This window comes from Kitasatospora sp. NRRL B-11411, assembly GCF_000721345.1.
GTDB classification, from domain to species: Bacteria; Actinomycetota; Actinomycetes; order Streptomycetales; family Streptomycetaceae; genus Kitasatospora; species Kitasatospora cineracea.
Genome location: NZ_JOGH01000127.1, coordinates 1 through 18,717 on the forward strand (window position 1 = coordinate 1; position 18,717 = coordinate 18,717).

Consider the following 18,717-nt stretch of genomic DNA (forward strand, 5'->3'; position numbering starts at 1 on the left):
GGCGGACGGCGCCGGGGGTGGGGAACGTCCAGGCGGGCAGGGGTTCGCGGGCGGCCAGCCAGGGGGCGGGGATGCCGGCGGTGCCGGTGCGGGCAGCGACCACGCCGCCGGTGATCGCGGCGACGGTGTCGACGTCGCCGCCCGCGCCGATCGCGGCCCACAGCGCGGACGGGTAGTCGGCGAGCCAGTGCGCGGCGCACCACAGCGCGTACGGGACGGTGTCGGCGGCGCTGGTGCGGCTGCCGTTGCCGAGGACGGCGGCCGCGGCCCGGGGGTCGGTGCGGTCGGTCAGCGCGGCGGCCTCGGCCAGGCCGCGGCGGACGGCGCCGTGCGGGGTGAGGTCGGCGACGGCCTGCAAGTAGCGTGCGGGGGTGGTGGGTTCGGTGCGGGCGCGGACGGCGAGGGCGGCGGCGACGGCCACCGCGACGGCACCGTCCACGGCCTGCGGGTGGGTGTGGGTGGTCACGGCGGTGTCGGCGGCGGGGCGGACGGCGGCGGCCGGGTCCTCGGCGTACCGGGCGCCGAGCGGGGCCACCCGCATGGCCGCGCCGTTGCCGAACGAGCCCTGGCCGTCGAAGAGTTCGGCGGCCAGGCGGCGGGCGTCGCCGCCTTCCCGGATCAGCCGGAGCAGCCGGTTGGCGGCCGGTCCGTAGCCGCGGTCGAAGTCGTGCCGGCGGGCGAAGGCGTGGGTGAGGTCGAAGGTGTCGATCGTGCCGCGTTCGCTCTGGGCGGCGTACACCGAGCAGGCCATCTCGGTGTCGTCGGTCCACGGCCACGGGCCGGGCGGTGCGGTGCGGGCGTCGAGGTGGGTGCGGGCGGTGTCGGGCACGAAGAACTGGGCGCCGAGCGCGTCGCCGACGGACAGGCCCTGGAGGGCGTCGAATGCGGGGCCGCGGTGCGGGAAGGAGTCAGTCATACGTGCCCCATCGGAGCGCGCGGGCGGGCCGGATGTCAAGACCCGGCCCGGCCCGGCACGGTCGGCTCGGGTCGGGTCGGGTCGGCTCGGTCCGGCCGAGGCGACCTGCGATGATCGGACGGTACGGCCGTCGTACGCGAGAGGTGGTTCCCCATGGTCGGTGCGGTGCTGATCGTCGTCCTGCTGCTGGTGCTGGGCGGGTGCGGCTGCGTGGTGTGGGCCGAGCGCGGCGGCCCCGGCTGGGTGCGGGGCGTGGCCCGGGTGACGCTCGGTGCGGGCGGCGCGGTCCGCTGGGCGCACCGCAACCGGAAGCGGCAGCTGGTCCCCGGTGACTCCGGCAGCACCGGCAGCACCGACGGGGACGGCTGACGGACGGTCAGCCGGTCGGGGGCGTCGGTCAGTCGGTCGGGCCGGTCGGGCCGTCAGCCGGTCAGGCCGAGCGGGTCGGGGGCGTCGGTGAGCAGGTCGGGGCCGTTCGCGGAGACCCGGTTGACGGCCGTCGGCACCGCCCGGACCAGGAGGTTGCCGTCGGCGGGGCGGTGCAGCAGGTCGTGCAGGTCGGCCCGGTCGGTGTTCGCCGGGTCGAGCCAGCTGTCGAGCTCGTCGCGGGGGACGAGCATCGGCATCCGGTCGTGCACCCGTCCGGCCCGGTCGGTGGCGTCGGTGGTCAGGATGGTGGTCGTCGCCAGCCAGGCCGCCGGGTCGTCCTCCGGCAGGTCGGCGTCCCGCCAGAACTCGTACAGCCCGGCCATCAGCATCAGTTCGCCGGTGGAGAGGAAGTACGGCTGCTTGTACGCCTTGCGGCCGTCGGCGGCGGGCACCTGGCGCCACTCGTAGTAGCCGTCGGCCGGGATCACGCAGCGCCGGACCGCGAAGGCCCGGCGGAACGAGGGCTTCTGGTCGACGGTCTCCGAGCGGGCGTTGATCAGCCGGGCCGCGCCCGACCGGTCCTTCGCCCAGGACGGCACCAACCCCCAGCGCAGCGGCCGCAGTTGGCGCGCCACCTCGCCGGTGTCGGCGTCCACCCGTTCCAGCACCGCGGCGACCCGGTCGGTCGGGGCCACGTTCCAGCTGGGCGCCAGGGCCTCGGTCGGATCCCAGTCGGTCACGCCGAGCAGGGAGGCCAGCTCGGCGGGTGGGGTGGTGGAGACGAAACGGCCGCACATGCGTCCCAGCCTGCCACCGACCCCCGACAACCGCACCCGCCGACACTCGGGCCGCAGGCCCGGGAGCGAGGAGCTCAGGAGTAGAAGTTGCGCTCCCAGCGGTGGCCGGCCAGCACCTTCAGCTGCTCCTCGCCGAGCGGGACCCCGTCGCCGACCGCCGCGTTGCGCTCGACGTTGCGGACCGAGCGCATGCCCGGGATGACGGTGGACACGGCGGGTGCGCTGAGCACGAACCGCAGGGCGGTCTCGGCGAGTTGCCCGTCGGTGATGCCCAGGTCCGCGGTGAGCGCGGCGACCCGGCGGGCCACCTGGGCGGGCCGGTCGTCGCGGAAGTAGCGGCGCCGGAAGTCGCCCTCGGGGAAGGTGCTGTCGGCGGTGATCCGGCCGGTCAGTCCGCCCTCGTCCAGGGCGACCCGGACGATCACGCCGACGCCGTGCTCCTCGCAGGCCGGGAACAGCTCGTCCAGCGGTGACTGGTCGAACACGTTGAAGATCACCTGCACCGCGTCCACCACGCCGCTGCGCACCAACTCGACGGCGCTGTGCGGCTCGTGGTCGTTGACCGAGACGCCGAACAGGCCGATCAGGCCCTCCTGCTTCAGCTCCTGCACGGTCTCCAGCCAGTCGCCGCGGCCCAGCCAGTCGTCGCTCCACACGTGGAACTGCAGCAGGTCGAAGCGCTCCAGGCCGCTGGCCTCCAGCGAGGTGCGCAGGCTCTCCCGGATGTGCGCGCCGGGGAAGGTCTCGGCCGGGTCGACCCCGCGCCGGGCGGGCCACTGCCGGTTCAGCGGCGGCACCTTGGTCGCCACCCGCACCCGTTCGCCGTTGGCCGCCCGCTCCCGCACCACCCGGCCGACCAGCCGCTCGCTCTCCCCGTAGCCGCGGGCGGTGTCGATGAAGTCCACCCCGAGGTCGATCGCCCGGTGCAGCGCCGCCAGCGACTCGTCCTCCCGGGCGCCGACCCAGTTGGACGCCCCGATCCCCCACGCCCCGTACCCGACCTCCGACACCTCGACGCCGCTGCGCCCGAGCTTCCGGTACTTCATCCGTGGTCCTCCTGGTTCGAGCCGGCCGTTCCGGGACGGGACCCTAGGCGGCGGGGCGGGCGGGCGCCAGGGGATTACGGGGCGGCGACGTCGACGGTGCCGGCCTGGTGGACGGGGCCGTGGAAGGTGCCGCCGCCGATCTCGTTGCGGGGCGCGGGCCGGGTCATGACCGGGCTACGGGGCGTTGTTCCCCGGGGCGGGTGTGCCGTGCTGGTGGAGTTCGCCGACCTTGCCCTGGATCGTGATGCCGTGGAAGGTGCCGCCGCTGATCACGTTGTGCAGGGTGTCGCCGTTCAGGGCCGACCGGGCCTGGTCGTGCCAGCGCTCCAGTTCGGGGCCGAACTCCGGTTCCAGCGCGGCCCGGACGGCCAGCGCGGCGTTCAGGCGTCCGGCGAGTTCGGCGTTCTGCGGGTCGCCCTCCAGGGCCACCAGTTCGGCCTCGCCGCTGCTGACGGCGGCGGCGGCCGCGTGCTGGAAGGGCCGCCGGACGAGCGCGGTCAGGCTGCGCCAGCACTGCTTGCCGACCTCCCCTCCCGCGCCTCCGGCCAGTGCCGCCAGCACTCCCAGCGAAATCGGGTCCATCGTCCGCCCCTTCCCCTCCGGCTGCCGCCCTGGTCGGGCGGCTTGTCACATTACACTCCGCTACGTGCCCCTCACCTGCGATTCGCAAGCCCCGGCCCGCCGATGACGGCCGCCGACCCGCTCGCCGTGCTCGGCCCGTACTTCGCCGTCCGCACCGGCCCGGCGCCGCCGCCGGGTTTCCGGCCGCTGGCCGAACTGTACGACGCCCGGGGGCCGTTGGCGGCGCGGATCGCCGAGGTGGCGCGGGTGCTGCGGACGGGCGAGCCGCGGGTGGCGGCGTCGACGGCGCACCTGGGGCTGGCGGCGCGGCTGTGGTCGGTGGCGCTGGGGGCGGCGGTGGCGACCGGGCGGGTGCCGGACCTGGCGGGGGCGTGGTTCGCGCTGCCGCCGCAGGGGCCGTTCGACCTGTGGGTGCCGGCGGCGGACGGGCCGGCGGCCACCGCCGGGGCGCTGGAAGGGGCGGTGCTGGACGGGCAGTTGGCGCCGCTGGCGGCAGCCGTCCGCGCCGTCGTGCCGCTCGCGCCGGGCCTGCTGGCGGGCAACGCGGCGTCCGCGCTGGTGGGGGCGGCCCGGCAGTTGGGGACCGTCCCGCAACTGCGGTCCCCGGCGGCCGCGTTGGCGCGGGAGCTGCTGGCCGGTCCGGCGCTGGCGGGCACCGGACGGGCGACGGCGCCCGGCGGGCCGTTGGGGTTCCGCCGGGCGTCGTGCTGCCTGTACTACCGGACGCCGTCCGGCGGCCTGTGCGGTGACTGCGTGTTCACCCGGCCGCCGGGAGGGTGAACTTCAGCCGCGGGCGGCCAGGTTGAGCGCGATGTCGATGATCATGTCCTCCTGGCCGCCGACCAGGCGGCGGCGCCCGCACTCCATCAGGATGTCGCGGATGTCGACGCCGTACTGCCCGGCGGCCCGTTCGGCGTGCCGCAGGAAGGAGGAGTAGACGCCCGCGTAGCCGAGGGTGAGGGTCTCCCGGTCGACCCGGACCGGGCGGTCCTGGAGCGGGCGGACCAGGTCGTCGGCGGCGTCCTGGAGCTTGAACAGGTCGCAGCCGTGCTCCAGTCCGGACAGGTCGGCGGCGGCGACGAACGCCTCGATCGGGCAGTTGCCCGCGCCCGCGCCGTGCCCGGCGAGCGAGGCGTCGACCCGGACGGCGCCGTGCTCGACGGCGGTGAGCGAGTTGGCGACCGAGAGCGAGAGGTTCTCGTGGGCGTGGATGCCGATCTCGGTGCCGGGGTCGAGGACGTCCCGGTAGGCGCGGACCCGGGCGGCGGTGTCGTTCATGGTGAGCCGGCCGCCGGAGTCGGTGACGTAGACGCAGTGCGCGCCGTAGCCCTCCATCAGCTTGGCCTGGCGGGCGAGTTCCTCGGGCGGGGCCAGGTGGGAGAGCATCAGGAAGCCGGAGACGTCCATGCCGATCTCGCGGGCGGCGGCGATGTGCTGCGCGGAGATGTCGGCCTCGGTGCAGTGGGTGGCGACCCGGACCGAGCGCACGCCGAGGTCGTAGGCGCGCTCGAGCTCGTGGATGGTGCCGACGCCGGGCAGCAGCAGGGTGGTCAGCCGGGCCCGCTTGAGCACCGAGGCGGCGGCCTCGATCCACTCCCAGTCGCTGTTCGAGCCGGGCCCGTAGGTGAGCGAGCCGCCCGCGAGGCCGTCGCCGTGGGCGACCTCGATGGCGTCGACGCCCGCCTCGTCGAGCGCGGCGACGATCCGCTTGACGTCGGTGGGGGTGATCCGGTGGCGGACGGCGTGCATGCCGTCGCGCAGGGTGACGTCCTGGACGAAGATCGGGGTGCTCACGGCTGGCCTGCCTTCCGGGCTGCGATGCGCTCGGCCACCCGCAGGGCGGCGGAGGTCATGATGTCGAGGTTGCCCGCGTACGCCGGGAGGTAGTGCGCGGCGCCCTCGACCTCCAGGAACACCGACACCTGGTGGGTGGGGCGCGGGGCGCCGTCGGCCAGCAGGGTGTGCACGGGCTGGTCGGCGTCGACGGGGGTGATCTGCACCTGCTGCTTGAGCCGGTAGCCGGGCACGTAGCCGGCCACCTCGGCGACCATCTTCTCCACGCTGCGCCGGATCTCCTCGCGGGTCTCCTCGTCGGGGGCGTCGACCAGGGCGAAGACGGTGTCGCGCATGATCAGCGGCGGTTCGGCCGGGTTGAGGACGATGATCGCCTTGCCGCGTTCGGAGCCGCCGACCTCGACGATCGCGGCCGAGGTGGTCTCGGTGAACTCGTCGATGTTGGCGCGGGTGCCGGGCCCGGCGGAGCGGCTGGCGATCGAGGCGACGATCTCGGCGTAGCGCACCGGCGCGACCCGGGAGATCGCGGCGACCACCGGGATGGTGGCCTGGCCGCCGCAGGTGACCATGTTGACGTCGGGCGCGTCGAGGTGGTCGTCCAGGTTGACGGCGGGGACGACGTACGGGCCGGTGGCGGCCGGGGTGAGGTCGATCAGCCGCTTGCCGTACGGCAGCAGCCGGTTCGCGTGGTGCTGGTGGGCCTTGGCGGAGGTGGCGTCGAAGACGATGCCGATCTCGTCGAACTCGGGGAGGGCGATGAGCCCTTCGACGCCTTCGGCGGTGGTGGTGAAGCCGAGGCGGCGGGCCCGGGCCAGGCCGTCGGAGTCGGGGTCGATGCCGACCACGGCGCCCATGTCGAGGTGCTGCGAGGTCCGCATCACCTTGATCATCAGGTCGGTGCCGATGTTGCCGGACCCGATGATCGCAACCTTGGTCCTGGTCATCGCTGTGCTCCTTCGGTGGGTCCGCTGAGGGTGAACCGGACGGTGCCGAGCGGGGCGACGACCGCTTCGACGGTGCTGCCGGGTGTGATGGCGCGCATCGGGCCGAGCGCGCCGGAGAGCACGACCTGCCCGGCCCGCAGCGGGTCGCCGAGGTCGCGGGCCTGGCGGGCCAGCCACTGCAGGGCGAGCAGCGGGTCGCCCAGGCAGGCGGCGCCGTCCCCGGTGGAGACCTGCTCGCCGTCGACGCTCATGGTCATGGCGGCTTCGCGCGGCTCGAAGGCGTCCGGTCCGTCCAGGCGGCGGCGCTCGGTGCCGAGCACGTAGGCGCCGGCGGAGGCGTTGTCGGCGACGGTGTCGGCGAAGCTGATGTCCCAGCCGGCGATCCGGCTGGCGCAGATCTCGATCGCGGCGACCGCGTGGTCGACGGCGGCCCTGACCTGCTCCGGCGTGAGGTCGCCGTCGGCGAGGTCGGCGCCGAGGACGAAGGCGATCTCCGCCTCGGCGCGCGGCTGGAGGATCGATCCGGCCGGGACGGCGGCCCCGTCCGGGTACTGCATGTCGGCGAACAGGACGCCGAAGTCGGGCCGGTCGACGCCCAGTTGGGCCTGGACGGCGGGCGAGGTGAGGCCGATCTTGCGCCCCGCCACCCGGCCGCCGGCGGCGGTGCGGGCCCGGACGACGCGCTGCTGCACGGCGTAGGCGGCGTGCACGTCGGTGCGGCCGATCAGGTCCCGCACGGGCGGGCACGGGACGCCGGCGGCCTGGGCGGCGAGGAGGCGGTCGGCGGCCGCGGTGACGGCGTCCGCCGGGGCCGGGGTGGGGTGGCTCATCTGGTGCTCCGGTGGCCTCAGTGGTGGGTGACGAAGTCGGTCACCAGGCGGTTGAACTCGTCGGCGTGCTCCAACTGGGCCCAGTGGCCGCAGCGGTTGATCAGGTGCGCGCGGGAGTTCGGGATGTTGGCGGCCAGGAAGAGGGTGGACTCGAAGGAGACCACCCGGTCGTCGCGGCCGTGGATCAGCAGCGCGGGCGCGGTGATCCCGGAGACCTTGGCCAGGTCGAGCCAGATCGGGATCGGCGCCTTCGGGGCGACGGCGGCGATGTTGGCCAGGTGCTCGGGGCGGCGCAGCGCGGCCTCGGAGCGCAGTTCGCACAGTTCGGGGGTGGCGAACCGGGCCTTGTCGTAGACCATGATCTCGACCAGTCGGCGCATGCCCTCGGGCGAGGCGTCGGAGTAGGTCTGGTACATGATCTTCAGGCCCTCGGTGGGGCCGCCGCCCGCGCCGAACAGGAAGGGCTTCATCTGGATCGGCGGGCCCATCGTGATCAGGTGCGAGACCCGCTCGGGGCGCTCGGCGGCCAGGCGCAGCGCGGTGTGGCCGCCCATCGAGTTGCCGACGAACGCGGCCTTCTCGATGCCCATCGCGTCGAGCAGTCGGCAGACCGCGTCGACGTGGTCGTAGTCGGCGAAGTCGACCGGGTCGGACTCGCCCCAGCCGGGCAGGTCGGGGGCGATCACCCGGAAGTGCCGGGAGAGCGCCTCGACGTTGGGCGCGTAGTTGCTCCAGCCGGTGGCGCCGGGGCCGCCGCCGTGCAGCAGCACCACGGGGTGGCCCTGCCCGGCCTCGTGCACCCGGATGTTCCAGTCGGGCGTCCGGACGAACTTCGCGATCTCGTGCGGCTCCAGTGCCATCAGTGCTCACTCCCGGGGAGGTGGTTGGTGCGGGGGGCCCGGCCGAGCAGTTCGTGGACGAGCTCCGGCGGGCGGTGGCCCCAGCTGTGCAGGCGGTCGAGGGTGGTGACCTGCCAGGTGGCCTCGTCGATCAGCAGGCCGCCCCAGCCGTACTCGACCGAGAAGCCGGACGGGGTGCGGACGTAGAAGCTGAACATGTGGTCGTTGGGGTGCATGCCGAGCGTCATCTCGAAGGGCTGCCCGGCGTCCATGCAGCGGTCGTAGGCGCGGCCGACGTCGCGGATGTCGGTGACCTCGACCATGAAGTGGTGAACCTTCTTGGGGTGCGGCATGTCGCCGAACGCGACGCTGTGGTGGCGCGGGTTGCAGTGCAGGAAGATCAGGTCGGCGAAGACGCCGGGCGCCAGTTCCTCGACGATCCGGTCGCTGATCCGGAAGCCGAGCAGCCCCTCGTAGAAGGCCAGGTACTCCGCGCGCTCGACGCCCTTGGACAGCAGCACCTGGTGGCCGGCGCCGCCGGTGCCGGTGACGAAGGAGCCGAGCAGGGCGTCCGAGCGGAACGGGGTGGCGGCGTCGGCGAGGCCGGTGACCAGTTCGACCGGGTTGCCCATCGGGTCGGTGACCTGCACCAGCCGCTCGACCCGGCGGGCGGCGGCCAGTTCGGCGCCGCCCTCGGTGACGGGGACGCCGGCGGCGGTGAGCCGGTCGACCAGGGCGTCCAGGGCCTCGTCCGAGGCGACCTGGTAGCCGCTGGCGACCAGGTCGTCGGCGGGCCCCTCGGTGACGATCCAGCGGTGCGCCTTCTCGTCGGTGCGCAGCGTGAAGCCGTCGGCGGTGCGCTCGCCGACCTGCATGCCGAGCAGTGTCACGCCGAAGTGCTCCCAGTCGGCGAGGTCGCCGACCTCGTACACGACGTAGGCGAGTTCCTGCACTCCCGTCACGGGTGTCTCCTTCTCCGGTTTCTTCGGTTTCTCCGGTGGCCGCGTCACAGCGCGGGGACGGTCAGGTCGGGGTCGGCGGCGGCGACGAACTTGTCGGGGCGGACGGCGACCGCGCGGGCGCCGTAGCGGGCCAGCCACGGGAGCAGGGTGTCCTCCAGGTCGACCAGTTCGCCGGAGCTCCGGGTGTGGGCGGTGCGGGGGCGGACGGCGAGGTAGCGGGCGCCGAGGGCGTCCCAGCCGGCCTTCTGCTCCGGGGTGAGCAGGCCGGCCGGGTCGAGGTCGGCGCCGAGCAGCACGAAGCCGTCGGGGAGCAGGTCGTCGAGGCGGGCCATCGTGCCGACGGTGTCGCCGCAGACGGGCTGCGGGAGCATCCGGCCGACGGCGCTGGCGTCGCCCTGCGCGCCGTGCAGCCAGCCGGCGGCGAGCACGGGCGGGGCGGTCAGCGGGGGCTCCCAGGGGGTGACGGTGTCCGCGGGGACGGTGTTCATCGCCGCGATCTCCTCCTCGGTGGCCTCCTGCTTGATGACCCGGCCGAGGCCGACGGCGAGGCGGGTGTAGAAGTCGGCGCTGGGGCGGCGTTCGGCCTCGTAGGTGTCGAGCCAGCGCGCGTCGAGGGTGCCGTCGAGGACGCGGGCGAGCTTCCAGCCCAGGTTGTGGGCGTCGCGCATGCCGGTCTGCATGCCGGCGCCGGCCCAGGGCGGCATCAGGTGGCAGGCGTCGCCGGCCAGGAAGACCCGGCCGCGGCGCCAGGTCTCGGCGGCCCGGACGTGGTGGCGGTAGAAGGCGTACTGGTGGATGTCGACGTCCTCGGCGGTGACGCCGAGGGCCCGCAGCAGCGGCCAGACCTGCTCGTCGGTGGCGAAGTCGGCCTCGGTCTCGTCGGGCTTGAGCGGGATCTCCCAGCGGTGGTTGCCGGCGGAGAGCGCGATGTCGACGACGGGGCGTTCGCGGTCGGTCCAGAAGGTGAGGAAGTCGCGGTCCGGCCACCAGCGCTTGACCTTGCAGTCGATGACGATCCACAGCGTCTCGGCGGTGTCGCCGAGCATCGGGACGCCGAGCAGCTTGCGGGTGGCGCTGGAGCCGCCGTCGGCGGCGATCGCGTACCGGGCGCGGGTGGTGGTCTCGGCGCCGCTCTCCCGGTCGCGGGCGGTGACCGTGACGCCGTCGGCGTCCTGTTCGACGGCGGTGACCTCGGTGCCGTAGCGGACGTCGAGGCCGGGCAGTTCCTCGGCGCAGCGGCGGAGTTCGGCCTCCATGGCGGGCTGGTAGATGTTGTAGAAGCGCGGCTTGGTGTTGCGGGTGCCGAGGGTGGACGGCGGGTGCTCGACCCGCATGACCTCGTGGCCGGCGTAGGTGACCCAGCGCAGGGCGCGCTGCGGCTCGATCACCTGCTCGATCCGCCGGTCGATGCCGAGTTCCTGGAAGATCCGCATCGTCCAGTCGTTGACGGTCACCGCGCGGGCCCGGGCGTAGATGTCCCGGTCCCGTTCGAACGCGGTGACGCGGGCGCCCTTGGCGGCCAGGGTGAGCGCTCCGACCAGGCCGGTGGGGCCGTAGCCGATGACCGCCACGTCGGTGTCGTAGCCGGCTTGTCTGTCGTTGGTCATGCCGATCTCCAGTGATCGCTGCCTAACTTTTGGACCGATCGTTCCGTCCAATACTGCACGCTGGCACGTGTTCGACAGCACGTCAATAGGTCCGCGACGATCCGCCTACCGCCGGATATCCACCCCGGGCACCGCCGGGCGCCCTAAACTCACCGAGTGGAAAGTGGGACGAACACACCGGACAGGACGGCCAGCGAGGCCCCGCGCAGCACGGCGGGCCCGGCGGCAGGCGGGACGGCGGGCCGGACGGCGGCCGAGCCGCCGCTCAGGGAAGCGGCCGGAGAACCGACCGGCAACCGGCGCGGCCGGCGCTCGAAGGAGGAGATCCTCGACGCCACCGCCCGGGTGATGGCCCTACGGGGCTACGCGGGCACCACCATCTCGACCATCACCGCCGAGACCGGGCTCCCCCGCAGCGCGATCTACCACCACTTCCACTCCAAGGGCGGCCTGCTCTCCGCCGTGATGGCCCGCGGCGCCCGCGGCTTCTTCGCCGCCATGCGCGCCGCCCACGCCGATCCCCCCGCGGGCGGCACCCACCGCGAACGGATGGCCTGGTACCTCGACCGGACCGCCGAAGTCTTCGCCACCAACCCGGAGTTCATGCGGCTGCACTTCCTGCTGCTGCTCAGCGACGAGGCCGCCGAGGCCGAGGTCGCCGAGATGAACCAGCAGGTCCGCGACGAGGGCCGGGCCTACATGCGGGTGATGATCTCCGCCGCCTTCGCCGACCAGGGCCCCGAGATCGCCGAAGCCGTCGCCGCCGAACTCGACTTCTTCACCATCGCGGGCTTCGACGGCGCCTTCATCGCCTCCCAGGCCGACCCCGAACGCACCATCGCCGCCCAGATGGCCCGCCTCACCGACGCCATGGTCGCCCTCGGCGAGGCCGCCGTCGCCCGCCACAAGGCCCTCGCGGCGCAGTGAACCCGCCGCCCGGGCACCCGGAACCGATCACACCGCGCTTCCTGCTGGACCCCGACACCGGCACCCGCTACTTCTGGGCGGTCAACCCGCACTGCGCGAGCCGACCGCCACCCGGGCCCCGAGGACGGCCGGGGCCTCCGCCAGCGACGGGCCGTACCAGGTGAGGTGGCGGCCGGAGAGCAGCGCGTACGGCAGGCCGGGGAGGGCGTCGGGGCCGTCGGTGGCGGTGAAGCGGTAGGGCTCGTCCGGGAGGAGCAGCAACTCGGGCCGCAGCGACCGCAGTTCGTCGAGCGACAGGCGCGGGTAGCGGTCGGGGTGGCCGGCCGGGAGCAGGTCGACGCCGAGTCGGCGGAGCAGGTCGGCGGCGAAGGTGTCCCGGCCGAGGACCATCCAGGGGCGGCGCCAGATCGGGGCGACGGCCCGCACGGTGCGGGTCGGCGGGGCGAACGCCCAGGCCTGACGGGCCGCCACCAGCCAGCCTGGGCACGGGAGTTGCAGGGCGTCCACGAGCAGGCGGTGCAGCGAGTCGAGGGCCTGGTCGAGGTCGCGGATCCGGGTGGTCCAGACGGGCAGGCCCGCGGCGCGCAGCGCGGCCAGGTCGGGGGCGCGGTTCTCCTCCTCGTTGGCGACCACCAGGTCCGGGCGGAGCGCGCAAATGGCTTCCACCGCGGGGTTCTTGGTGCCGCCGATCCGGGCGACGTCCAGCCCGGCGGGGTGGGTGCACCAGTCGGTGGCGCCGACCAGCAGGCCGGGAGCGGTGACGGCGACCGCCTCGGTGAGCGAGGGGACCAGGGAGACCACGCGGCGGACGGTGCGCGGCAGGCGCACCTCGTTGCCCTCGTCGTCCGTCGACTGCCGCTGCCCGTCCATGCGGAAAACGCTAGCAGCGGCCGACGGGTGGACCCGCCGACCGCTGCTGGTGCATGTTGCTCCGGTGGTGCGTTACTTCAGGTACGGGCCGTCGGTGCCGATCTTGCCCGGGGCGGCGTTCTTGCCGCCCAGGTCGAGGACGTAGACCCGCAGGTTGCCCTTGCCGGGGGCGGCGATGGACATCGTGCCGTTGGTGACGGTGCGGACGTCGCCGGAGACGGCGTCCTTGTAGGTGCCGTTCGGGATGCCGGTGAAGGTGGCGGCGTCGGTGACGGTGACCAGGGCGAAGGAGTCGACGCCGCTGGCGGCGTCGGTGTAGCGGCGCTTGAAGGACATGCCGCCGCTGACGCCCTCGGTGGAGTACTGGCCCATCTGCAGGGCGGGGACCGCCCGGCGGATCTGGTTGAGCCGCTGCACCTGCTTGACCAGCGGCTGCTGGAGCGTGGTGGCGACGGCCCCGCTGGCCGAGGAGACCACCGAGAAGTCGGAGGCGGTGACGGTGCCCTCGACGTGGTCGCCGTAGTAGGCGCGGCCGGTGGTGGCGAGCGGGCAGGACGGGCCGCAGTCGATCTGCTTCCCGGCCTGGAACTCGATCTCGGAGCCGTAGTACAGGGTCGGGATGCCGCGGAAGGTCCACATCAGGGCCATGTTCTCGGCCCAGGCGTCGGTGCCGCCGGTGTAGCGCACGCTGGACTTGTTGGGCCCGTAGTCGTGGCTGTCCACGTACACCACGTTGTAGGTGGCGTCGTTGGTGGAGTCGTCGGAGTCCTTGCCGTTGCTGTACGCGTTGTGCGCGTCACCGAAGTTCATGTGCATCCGCATGTCGATGATGTTCATGCCGGAGAACTTCGAGTGGTCGGGCGCGTGGTAGGTGTTGCCGTCCAGGAAGGCGTTGGTGGACGTCGGCTGGTTGCCGGTGCCCAGCTGCTCCTCGTAGTTGTACTGGTCGAGGGCGGCCTGCACGTCGTCGCTGGTGTAGTCCTTGCGCTCCTTCCAGGTGTAGAACTGCGCGGAGTGGTTGACCGAGCCGCGGTTCCACTTGTCGTTGACGAACGCGGCGACCTCGCCGAAGACGAAGAAGTTCTGCGCCTTGGCCGGCCCCCAGTCCTGGGTGACCCGCTGCTGGATGGCGGGCAGGAAGCGCCGGTTCCAGGTGACCCGCGGGACGTGCACGGCGGTGTCGACCCGGAAGCCGTCCACGCCCATGTCGATGTACTTGTTGTAGGCGCCGATCAGGTAGTTCTGCACCTCGGCGTTCTCGGTGTTGAAGTCGGCCAGGTCGTCGGCCAGCCAGCAGGAGCGCGAGTCCTCGCCCTCCCAGTTCCCGATCCAGCACTGGTGGTAGTACTTGGACGGGAACATGCCCGAAGTGGGGCTCGGCCACTGGCAGTTGTAGATGGTGTAGCCCTCGGGGCTCTTGTACTGGGTCGGGGTGCCCCAGCCGACGCAGGTCTGCCCGGCGGGCTGGGTGGTCGACCACAGGTCGCCGTTGTAGTACGACTTGCCGCTCTTCGGCTCGACGGTCAGGCCGTCGTACTCGAAGCCGGGCTGCTTCTCGTCGTAGTACCAGGACCACTGGGCGTCCCGGACGCCGTACACGGTGGGCACGTACAGGCCCTTGGCGCCCCAGCGGGAGCTGTGGTTGTAGACCACGTCCTGGTAGATCTTGATGCCCTTGGCGTGGGCGGCGTTGATCAGGTCCTGGTAGGAGGCGCCGGCCGACTCCAGCCGCGGGTCGACCTTGTAGAAGTCGTAGCCGTGGTAGCCGTGGTAGTCGTAGTCGGAGCGGTTGAGCACCACCGGGGTGATCCAGATCGCCGAGAAGCCCAGGCCCTTGATGTAGTCGAGCTTCTGCACCAGGCCCTTGAAGTCGCCGCGGAACATCGGGTCGTTGTTGGCCGCGTTGCCGGACTTCACGTCCTGGTTGCCGCCCCGGTCGTTGGACGTGTCGCCGTCGTAGAACCGGGCGGTGAGCACGAAGTAGATCGGGTCCTTGCGCGGGTCGGTGCCGATCATCTCGCCGGGCTTGGCGGCCGGCGGGGCGTCACCGGTGGTGGCGACCGCGGCGGCGGAGGCCGCGGAGACGTTCCCGGCCGCGTCCAGCGCCTTCACCGTGTAGGTGTAGACGGTGCGCGCCTCCAGGCCGCTGTCCGAGTACACCGTCGAGCCGACGTTGATCACCGAGGTGCCCTTGGTGCCGCCGCTGCGGGTGACCTGGTAGCCCGTCACCCCGACGTTGTCGGTGGACGGCTCCCAGGTCAGCACGATCGAGGTGTCGGTGGCGTTGGCCGCCACGCTGCCCGGCGCGCTCGGCGCGGTGGTGTCGGGGACGACGGCCGCGCACGGGTCGGCGGCGTTCGCGGTGACCTTGCTGTTCTGCACGGTGCTGACGCCCGCCGGGACGACGTAGTTGGCGCCGTTGTTGTTGTCCCAGGTGCCGTTGCCGTTGTTGAACGTGGCCGCCATGGTGGCCGCCGAACCCAGGTCGACGGTGCGCTTGTACCAGCCGGGGCAGGCCAGTTGCATGCCGACGCCGGGCACCGCCGTCCACGACCCGCCCGCCGGGGCGTAGTGCAGGTTGACGATGCTCCAGCCGACCACCGCGGTCGAGTAGAACACGGTGGCGCTCTTCCCGGCCGGCGTGCTGCTGCTCGCGGACGGCGACGGCGAGGCGGACGCGGAGGCGGAGGCGCTGGCGGAGGCGGAGGCGGAGGCGCTCGGGCTGGGGCTGGGGCTGTCGGTGGCGCACGGCGCGGTGCTGCCCACGACGCCGTCCTTGACCGTCACCACGCCCGTCCCGAGGGCGTAGTTCTTCCCGCCGTTGTTGTCCCAGGTGCCGGAGCCGTTGTTGAACGTCGCCTGCAGCCCGGTGGCCGTGCCCAGGTCGACGGTCTTCTTCACCCAGTCCGTGCAGGCGGCCTCCATCGCCACGCCCGGCACGGTGGTCCAGGTGCCGCCGTTGGGGGCGTAGTGCAGGTCGTAGGCCGACCAGTTGCGGGTCTTGGTGTAGTAGTAGACGGTCGTGCTCGCGCCGGTCGACGACTGACCGGGGCTCGGGCTGGGGCTCGAACTCGGGCTGGCGGTACCGCCGTTGTCGGTGCCGCAGGGGTCGCTGTGGGCGATCACGCCGTCCTTGACCACCACGGTGCCGGTGCCCAGGGCGTAGTTCTTGCCGCCGTTGTTGTCCCAGGTGCCGGAGCCGTTGTTGAACGTCGCCTGCAGGCCGGTGGCGCTGCCCAGGTCGACGGTCTTCTTCACCCAGTCCGTGCAGGCGGCCTGCATGGCGGTGCCCGGCACGGTGGTCCAGCTACCGCCGTCCGGGGCCCAGTGCAGGTTGTACGTCGACCAGTTGCTGGTCTTGGTGTAGTAGAAGACGGTGGCGGTGTTGCTGCCCGCCGTGGTGTCGGTCGCCGCGCTCGCGGCGACGCCTGGTTGAGCCGTGGACAGCAGGCCGGCGGTGAGTGCCGCCACTGCGGTCAGTACGGCGGCGATGGGGCGCCGCCGGTGCCGTGCTCGTCTGGTCAAGGGAGTGTCCCTCGTACGGGGCCGCAGGCGGTGGGGAACTGCCTTGCGGCAGGGGGCGGGTGGGGGGGTTGCGCAAAAACCTGAAAGAACTTCCAGGAGGTTACTGAGACATGACCTGCCTGTAAAGACTCCTTGACGTCACCCATCGGCGGACATTCCGGCCGAAATCCGCCCCACTCTCCGAAAGATCTTTCCGCAAGTACCAATCCGGGCAGGGGAACTGGCGGCCCTTCACCCGCCCCCCTTCACGTGTCGCCCCTTCACCCGTCGCCCCGACCGCCCGTGGACGGCGGCTCGCGCAGCACGCGGGCCGCCGCCGCGGCCACCGTCCCGGTGAGCAGCGCGCAGCCGAGCAGCACCGCCCGCGGGCCGAACGCCCCGGCGAGGGCGCCCCAGACGGGGTTGGCGGCGGTCAGGGCCGCGCTCTGGACCAGGGCGAGGAGCGCCTGCACCCGGCCGAGGTGGGTCGCGGGGGCGCCCGCCAGGACGAGCGGGCCCAGGTGGCAGGCGAAGGCGCTCGAACCGGCCCCGACCGCCACCGCGGCCGCCGCCGCCCAGGCCGGGGACGGCGCCGACGCGAGCGCGGCGGTACCCAGCCCGGCGGCGGCCAGGCCCAGCGCGACCCCGCGCCCGGTGCGGCGCAGCACGCCCCAGCGGGCCACGGCCAGCGAGACGCCCAGCACGCCGAGCGCCTGTCCCCCGGCCAACAGGCCGGCCGCGCCCGCGCCCCAGCCGTGCGCCCGCACCAGCAGCGGTCCGAGCAGCCCGACCACCGGCAGCACCCCGGCCGCCGCGACGGCCGCCACCGGCAGCGCCGCCCGCAGGATCCGGCTCGCCCGCACCGCCCGCAGGCCGTCCGCCATCCCCGCGGGCAGCCCGCCGCCGGTCCGCTCCTGGGCCACCCGCAGCGGGAGCGTCACCGCGAGGACGGCGAGGAAGGTGGCCGCGTCGGCGACCGCCACCCCCGCCAGGCCGGTACCCGCGACCAGGAACGCGCCCAGCGGGGCGCCGAGCAGGACGGCCGCCTGGCCGCCCGCCTGCCGCAGCGCCAGGGCCCGGGGCAGTTGGCCCGGGGCGACCAGCAGGCGGGGCAGGGCGCCGCTCGCGGGGAGTTGGAAGGCGTCGACGGTGCCGATCAGCAGCGCGAAGCCGAGCAGCGTCCACGGGGTGCTGCCCGCCGTCCGGTCGACGGCCGCCAGCGCCAGCACGACGGCCAGCATCGCGGTGTCGCCGAGCAGCGCCGTGCGGCGGGCGCCGAACCGGTCCGCGACGGCGCCGCCGAGCAGCAGCAGGGCGGTGCGCGGCACGGTGACCGCGGTCAGCACCAGCCCGGCGGCCGTCCCGCCGTGCGCGGCGGCGGCCCAGCCGAGGGCGGTGGCGAGGGCGGCGTCCCCGGCGGCCGAGGCCCGGGTGCCGGCCAGCCACCACAGGTACGTCCGGGGCAGGGCGGCGGCAGAGGCGGTGGCGGTGGCGGTTTCCATGGCGGGCGACGGTAGGAGCCTCGACCCGGTCGAGGGCAAGTCCGGGCCCGGCGTGCCGTGGGGGTGCGGCCGGGGCGGGCGGCCAGACTGGCGGGATGTGCCACTACTGCGGGTGCCGCGAGATCCCGCTGATCAAGGACTTCATCCGGGAGCACGAGGCGGCCACCGACCTGACCGGGGAGATCGCCCGCCTGCTGGAGGCGGGCGACCCGGCCGCGGCGGGCGCGCTGCTGGCGCCGCTGGCCGCCGAACTGGCCTCGCACTGGCGGGGCGAGGAGGACGGCCTGTTCCGGGTGATGCGCGCGGACCCGGAGTTCGCGGCGTACATCGACGCCCTGGAGGCCGAGCACCGCGGCCTCGCCGAACTCCTCGCCGCCACCGACCTGGCCTCCCCCGCCGACCGGTCGGTCCTGCTGGCCGCCTTCGACGAGCTGCACGCGCACATCGCCAAGGAGGAGGACGGCCTCTTCCCGGCCTCCCTGATCGCCCTGACCGCCGCCGACTGGAACACCTCGATGGCCGCCTGGCAGGCCGCCCACCCCGACCGCCGCCCCGCCCCGCCCGGCTGACCTGATGACCTGATGACCTGATGACCGACCGACCGGCGTCCGTCCCCGCGCGTCCTTGCGCGTTCCCGTTCGGCGTCCGTTCCCGCACGCACCTGTTCGGCGCCCCCGCCCTGTGCGACCCTCTACTGACAGCACGTCTCATGACGCGGCGTCAGGTCGCGGGACACGGGGGTCTCATGAGCAAGTCGTCGGAGCGGGCACTCTTCGCGGCGGCCAGCGCCGCCCACCGCGTGCTCCACCACACCCTGGTCGAGGGCGGTCTGGCCCGCGACCTGCCCGCCGACGTGGCCGCCGCCGGCCCGGCGATGTTCGGCGTCCTGAACGCCTTCCTGCGCAACGTCATGGAGTACGTCTTCGAGGGCTCCGAGCCGGTCGAGCACATCCACGCCTACCTGCTCCAGCTCCAGCGCGCCTACCCCGTCGAGCTCCGGGTCCTCCAGCCGGAGCCGATGGCCGTCTTCGTCCAGGAGCAGATCGGCCCCGGCGCCCCGCCCCCGGGCCACTCCGGCTTCCCGGTCAACGACGCCGTCGTCTACCAGTCCCGGCTGATCGCCGAGTTCACCACCCGCTACGAGGGCTTCTCCCGCGACCAGGTGGAGCTCTACCTCCAGGGCGCGATCGCCCGCTACGTCACCGGCGGCTACTGAACCCCCCGCCCC

Annotated in this window: 18 protein-coding genes; 5 read left to right on the forward strand and 13 right to left on the reverse strand. The window is 73.6% G+C overall.

Annotated features, from left to right (window positions below):
- Nucleotides 1–916 (reverse strand): ADP-ribosylglycohydrolase family protein (locus tag IH44_RS0133845; protein WP_030463640.1); only part of this gene is annotated, 916 nt, incomplete at its 3' end.
- A gap of 153 nt (nucleotides 917–1,069) precedes the next feature.
- Between IH44_RS0133845 and IH44_RS0133850 the strand changes: the two genes are divergently transcribed.
- Nucleotides 1,070–1,285: a hypothetical protein gene (locus IH44_RS0133850; RefSeq protein ID WP_030463641.1), complete on the forward strand. Its 216-nt coding sequence runs from the start codon at nucleotides 1,070–1,072 to the stop codon at nucleotides 1,283–1,285.
- Nucleotides 1,286–1,338: 53 nt separating this feature from the next.
- Here the strand turns inward: IH44_RS0133850 and IH44_RS0133855 are convergent, their stop codons facing one another.
- The 3 genes from IH44_RS0133855 to IH44_RS0133870 all read right to left on the reverse strand — a co-directional run bounded on the left by IH44_RS0133855 (nucleotide 1,339) and on the right by IH44_RS0133870 (nucleotide 3,710).
- Nucleotides 1,339–2,082 carry an SOS response-associated peptidase gene (locus IH44_RS0133855; protein ID WP_030463642.1) on the reverse strand — a complete coding sequence of 248 codons (744 nt, stop codon included), beginning with the start codon at nucleotides 2,080–2,082 and terminating at the stop codon, nucleotides 1,339–1,341.
- A 74-nt stretch (nucleotides 2,083–2,156) separates the two neighbouring features.
- On the reverse strand, nucleotides 2,157–3,128 hold the full coding sequence (locus IH44_RS0133860) for an aldo/keto reductase (protein ID WP_030463643.1): 972 nt from the start codon (nucleotides 3,126–3,128) through the stop codon (nucleotides 2,157–2,159).
- Between the two features lie 174 nt (nucleotides 3,129–3,302).
- Entirely contained in the window at nucleotides 3,303–3,710 is a 408-nt protein-coding gene (locus tag IH44_RS0133870; protein ID WP_051817881.1) for a hypothetical protein, read from the reverse strand.
- Between the two features lie 102 nt (nucleotides 3,711–3,812).
- Here IH44_RS0133870 and IH44_RS0133875 point away from each other — a divergent pair, with 102 nt between their 5' ends.
- Nucleotides 3,813–4,490: a (2Fe-2S)-binding protein gene (locus tag IH44_RS0133875; protein ID WP_030463645.1), complete on the forward strand. Its 678-nt coding sequence runs from the start codon at nucleotides 3,813–3,815 to the stop codon at nucleotides 4,488–4,490.
- A gap of 3 nt (nucleotides 4,491–4,493) precedes the next feature.
- Here the strand turns inward: IH44_RS0133875 and dmpG are convergent, their stop codons facing one another.
- The 6 genes from dmpG to IH44_RS0133905 are packed head-to-tail and all read right to left on the reverse strand — an operon-like array spanning nucleotide 4,494 to nucleotide 10,686.
- Nucleotides 4,494–5,504, reverse strand: coding sequence for a 4-hydroxy-2-oxovalerate aldolase (dmpG, locus tag IH44_RS0133880; RefSeq protein WP_030463646.1), 1,011 nt, complete (start codon nucleotides 5,502–5,504; stop codon nucleotides 4,494–4,496).
- Nucleotides 5,501–6,448, reverse strand: coding sequence for an acetaldehyde dehydrogenase (acetylating) (locus IH44_RS0133885; protein WP_030463647.1), 948 nt, complete (start codon nucleotides 6,446–6,448; stop codon nucleotides 5,501–5,503). The genes dmpG and IH44_RS0133885 overlap by 4 nt, the downstream gene beginning before the upstream one ends.
- The gene (locus IH44_RS0133890) at nucleotides 6,445–7,278 is read right to left on the reverse strand and encodes a 2-keto-4-pentenoate hydratase (RefSeq protein ID WP_030463648.1); all 834 of its coding nucleotides are present in this window, start codon (nucleotides 7,276–7,278) and stop codon (nucleotides 6,445–6,447) included. The genes IH44_RS0133885 and IH44_RS0133890 overlap by 4 nt, the downstream gene beginning before the upstream one ends.
- A 17-nt stretch (nucleotides 7,279–7,295) precedes the next feature.
- The gene (locus IH44_RS0133895; protein ID WP_030463649.1) at nucleotides 7,296–8,138 is read right to left on the reverse strand and encodes an alpha/beta fold hydrolase; all 843 of its coding nucleotides are present in this window, start codon (nucleotides 8,136–8,138) and stop codon (nucleotides 7,296–7,298) included.
- Nucleotides 8,138–9,079, reverse strand: a complete 942-nt coding sequence (locus IH44_RS0133900; protein WP_030463650.1) for a VOC family protein — start codon at nucleotides 9,077–9,079, stop codon at nucleotides 8,138–8,140. Before IH44_RS0133900 ends, IH44_RS0133895 begins: the two co-directional genes overlap by 1 nt.
- Nucleotides 9,080–9,123: 44 nt before the next feature.
- Nucleotides 9,124–10,686, reverse strand: coding sequence for a bifunctional 3-(3-hydroxy-phenyl)propionate/3-hydroxycinnamic acid hydroxylase (locus IH44_RS0133905; RefSeq protein WP_030463651.1), 1,563 nt, complete (start codon nucleotides 10,684–10,686; stop codon nucleotides 9,124–9,126).
- A gap of 156 nt (nucleotides 10,687–10,842) precedes the next feature.
- On the opposite strand from IH44_RS0133905, the gene IH44_RS0133910 reads away from it, so the two are divergent.
- Entirely contained in the window at nucleotides 10,843–11,613 is a 771-nt protein-coding gene (locus IH44_RS0133910) for a TetR/AcrR family transcriptional regulator (protein WP_232795188.1), read from the forward strand.
- A gap of 81 nt (nucleotides 11,614–11,694) precedes the next feature.
- Here the strand turns inward: IH44_RS0133910 and IH44_RS0133915 are convergent, their stop codons facing one another.
- The 3 genes from IH44_RS0133915 to IH44_RS0133925 all read right to left on the reverse strand — a co-directional run bounded on the left by IH44_RS0133915 (nucleotide 11,695) and on the right by IH44_RS0133925 (nucleotide 17,489).
- On the reverse strand, nucleotides 11,695–12,483 hold the full coding sequence (locus IH44_RS0133915) for a helical backbone metal receptor (protein ID WP_051817883.1): 789 nt from the start codon (nucleotides 12,481–12,483) through the stop codon (nucleotides 11,695–11,697).
- Nucleotides 12,484–12,555: 72 nt separating this feature from the next.
- Nucleotides 12,556–16,008, reverse strand: coding sequence for a carbohydrate binding domain-containing protein (locus tag IH44_RS0133920; protein WP_030463654.1), 3,453 nt, complete (start codon nucleotides 16,006–16,008; stop codon nucleotides 12,556–12,558).
- 260 nt (nucleotides 16,009–16,268) lie between these two features.
- Entirely contained in the window at nucleotides 16,269–17,489 is a 1,221-nt protein-coding gene (locus IH44_RS0133925; RefSeq protein ID WP_051817885.1) for an MFS transporter, read from the reverse strand.
- Between the two features lie 95 nt (nucleotides 17,490–17,584).
- On the opposite strand from IH44_RS0133925, the gene IH44_RS0133930 reads away from it, so the two are divergent.
- Complete coding sequence (locus IH44_RS0133930; RefSeq protein WP_030463656.1) at nucleotides 17,585–18,058, forward strand: hemerythrin domain-containing protein; 474 nt, start codon at nucleotides 17,585–17,587, stop codon at nucleotides 18,056–18,058.
- Nucleotides 18,059–18,234: 176 nt separating this feature from the next.
- The gene (locus IH44_RS0133935; RefSeq protein ID WP_051817887.1) at nucleotides 18,235–18,705 is read left to right on the forward strand and encodes a hypothetical protein; all 471 of its coding nucleotides are present in this window, start codon (nucleotides 18,235–18,237) and stop codon (nucleotides 18,703–18,705) included.
- The last annotated feature ends 12 nt before the right edge of the window (nucleotides 18,706–18,717 follow it).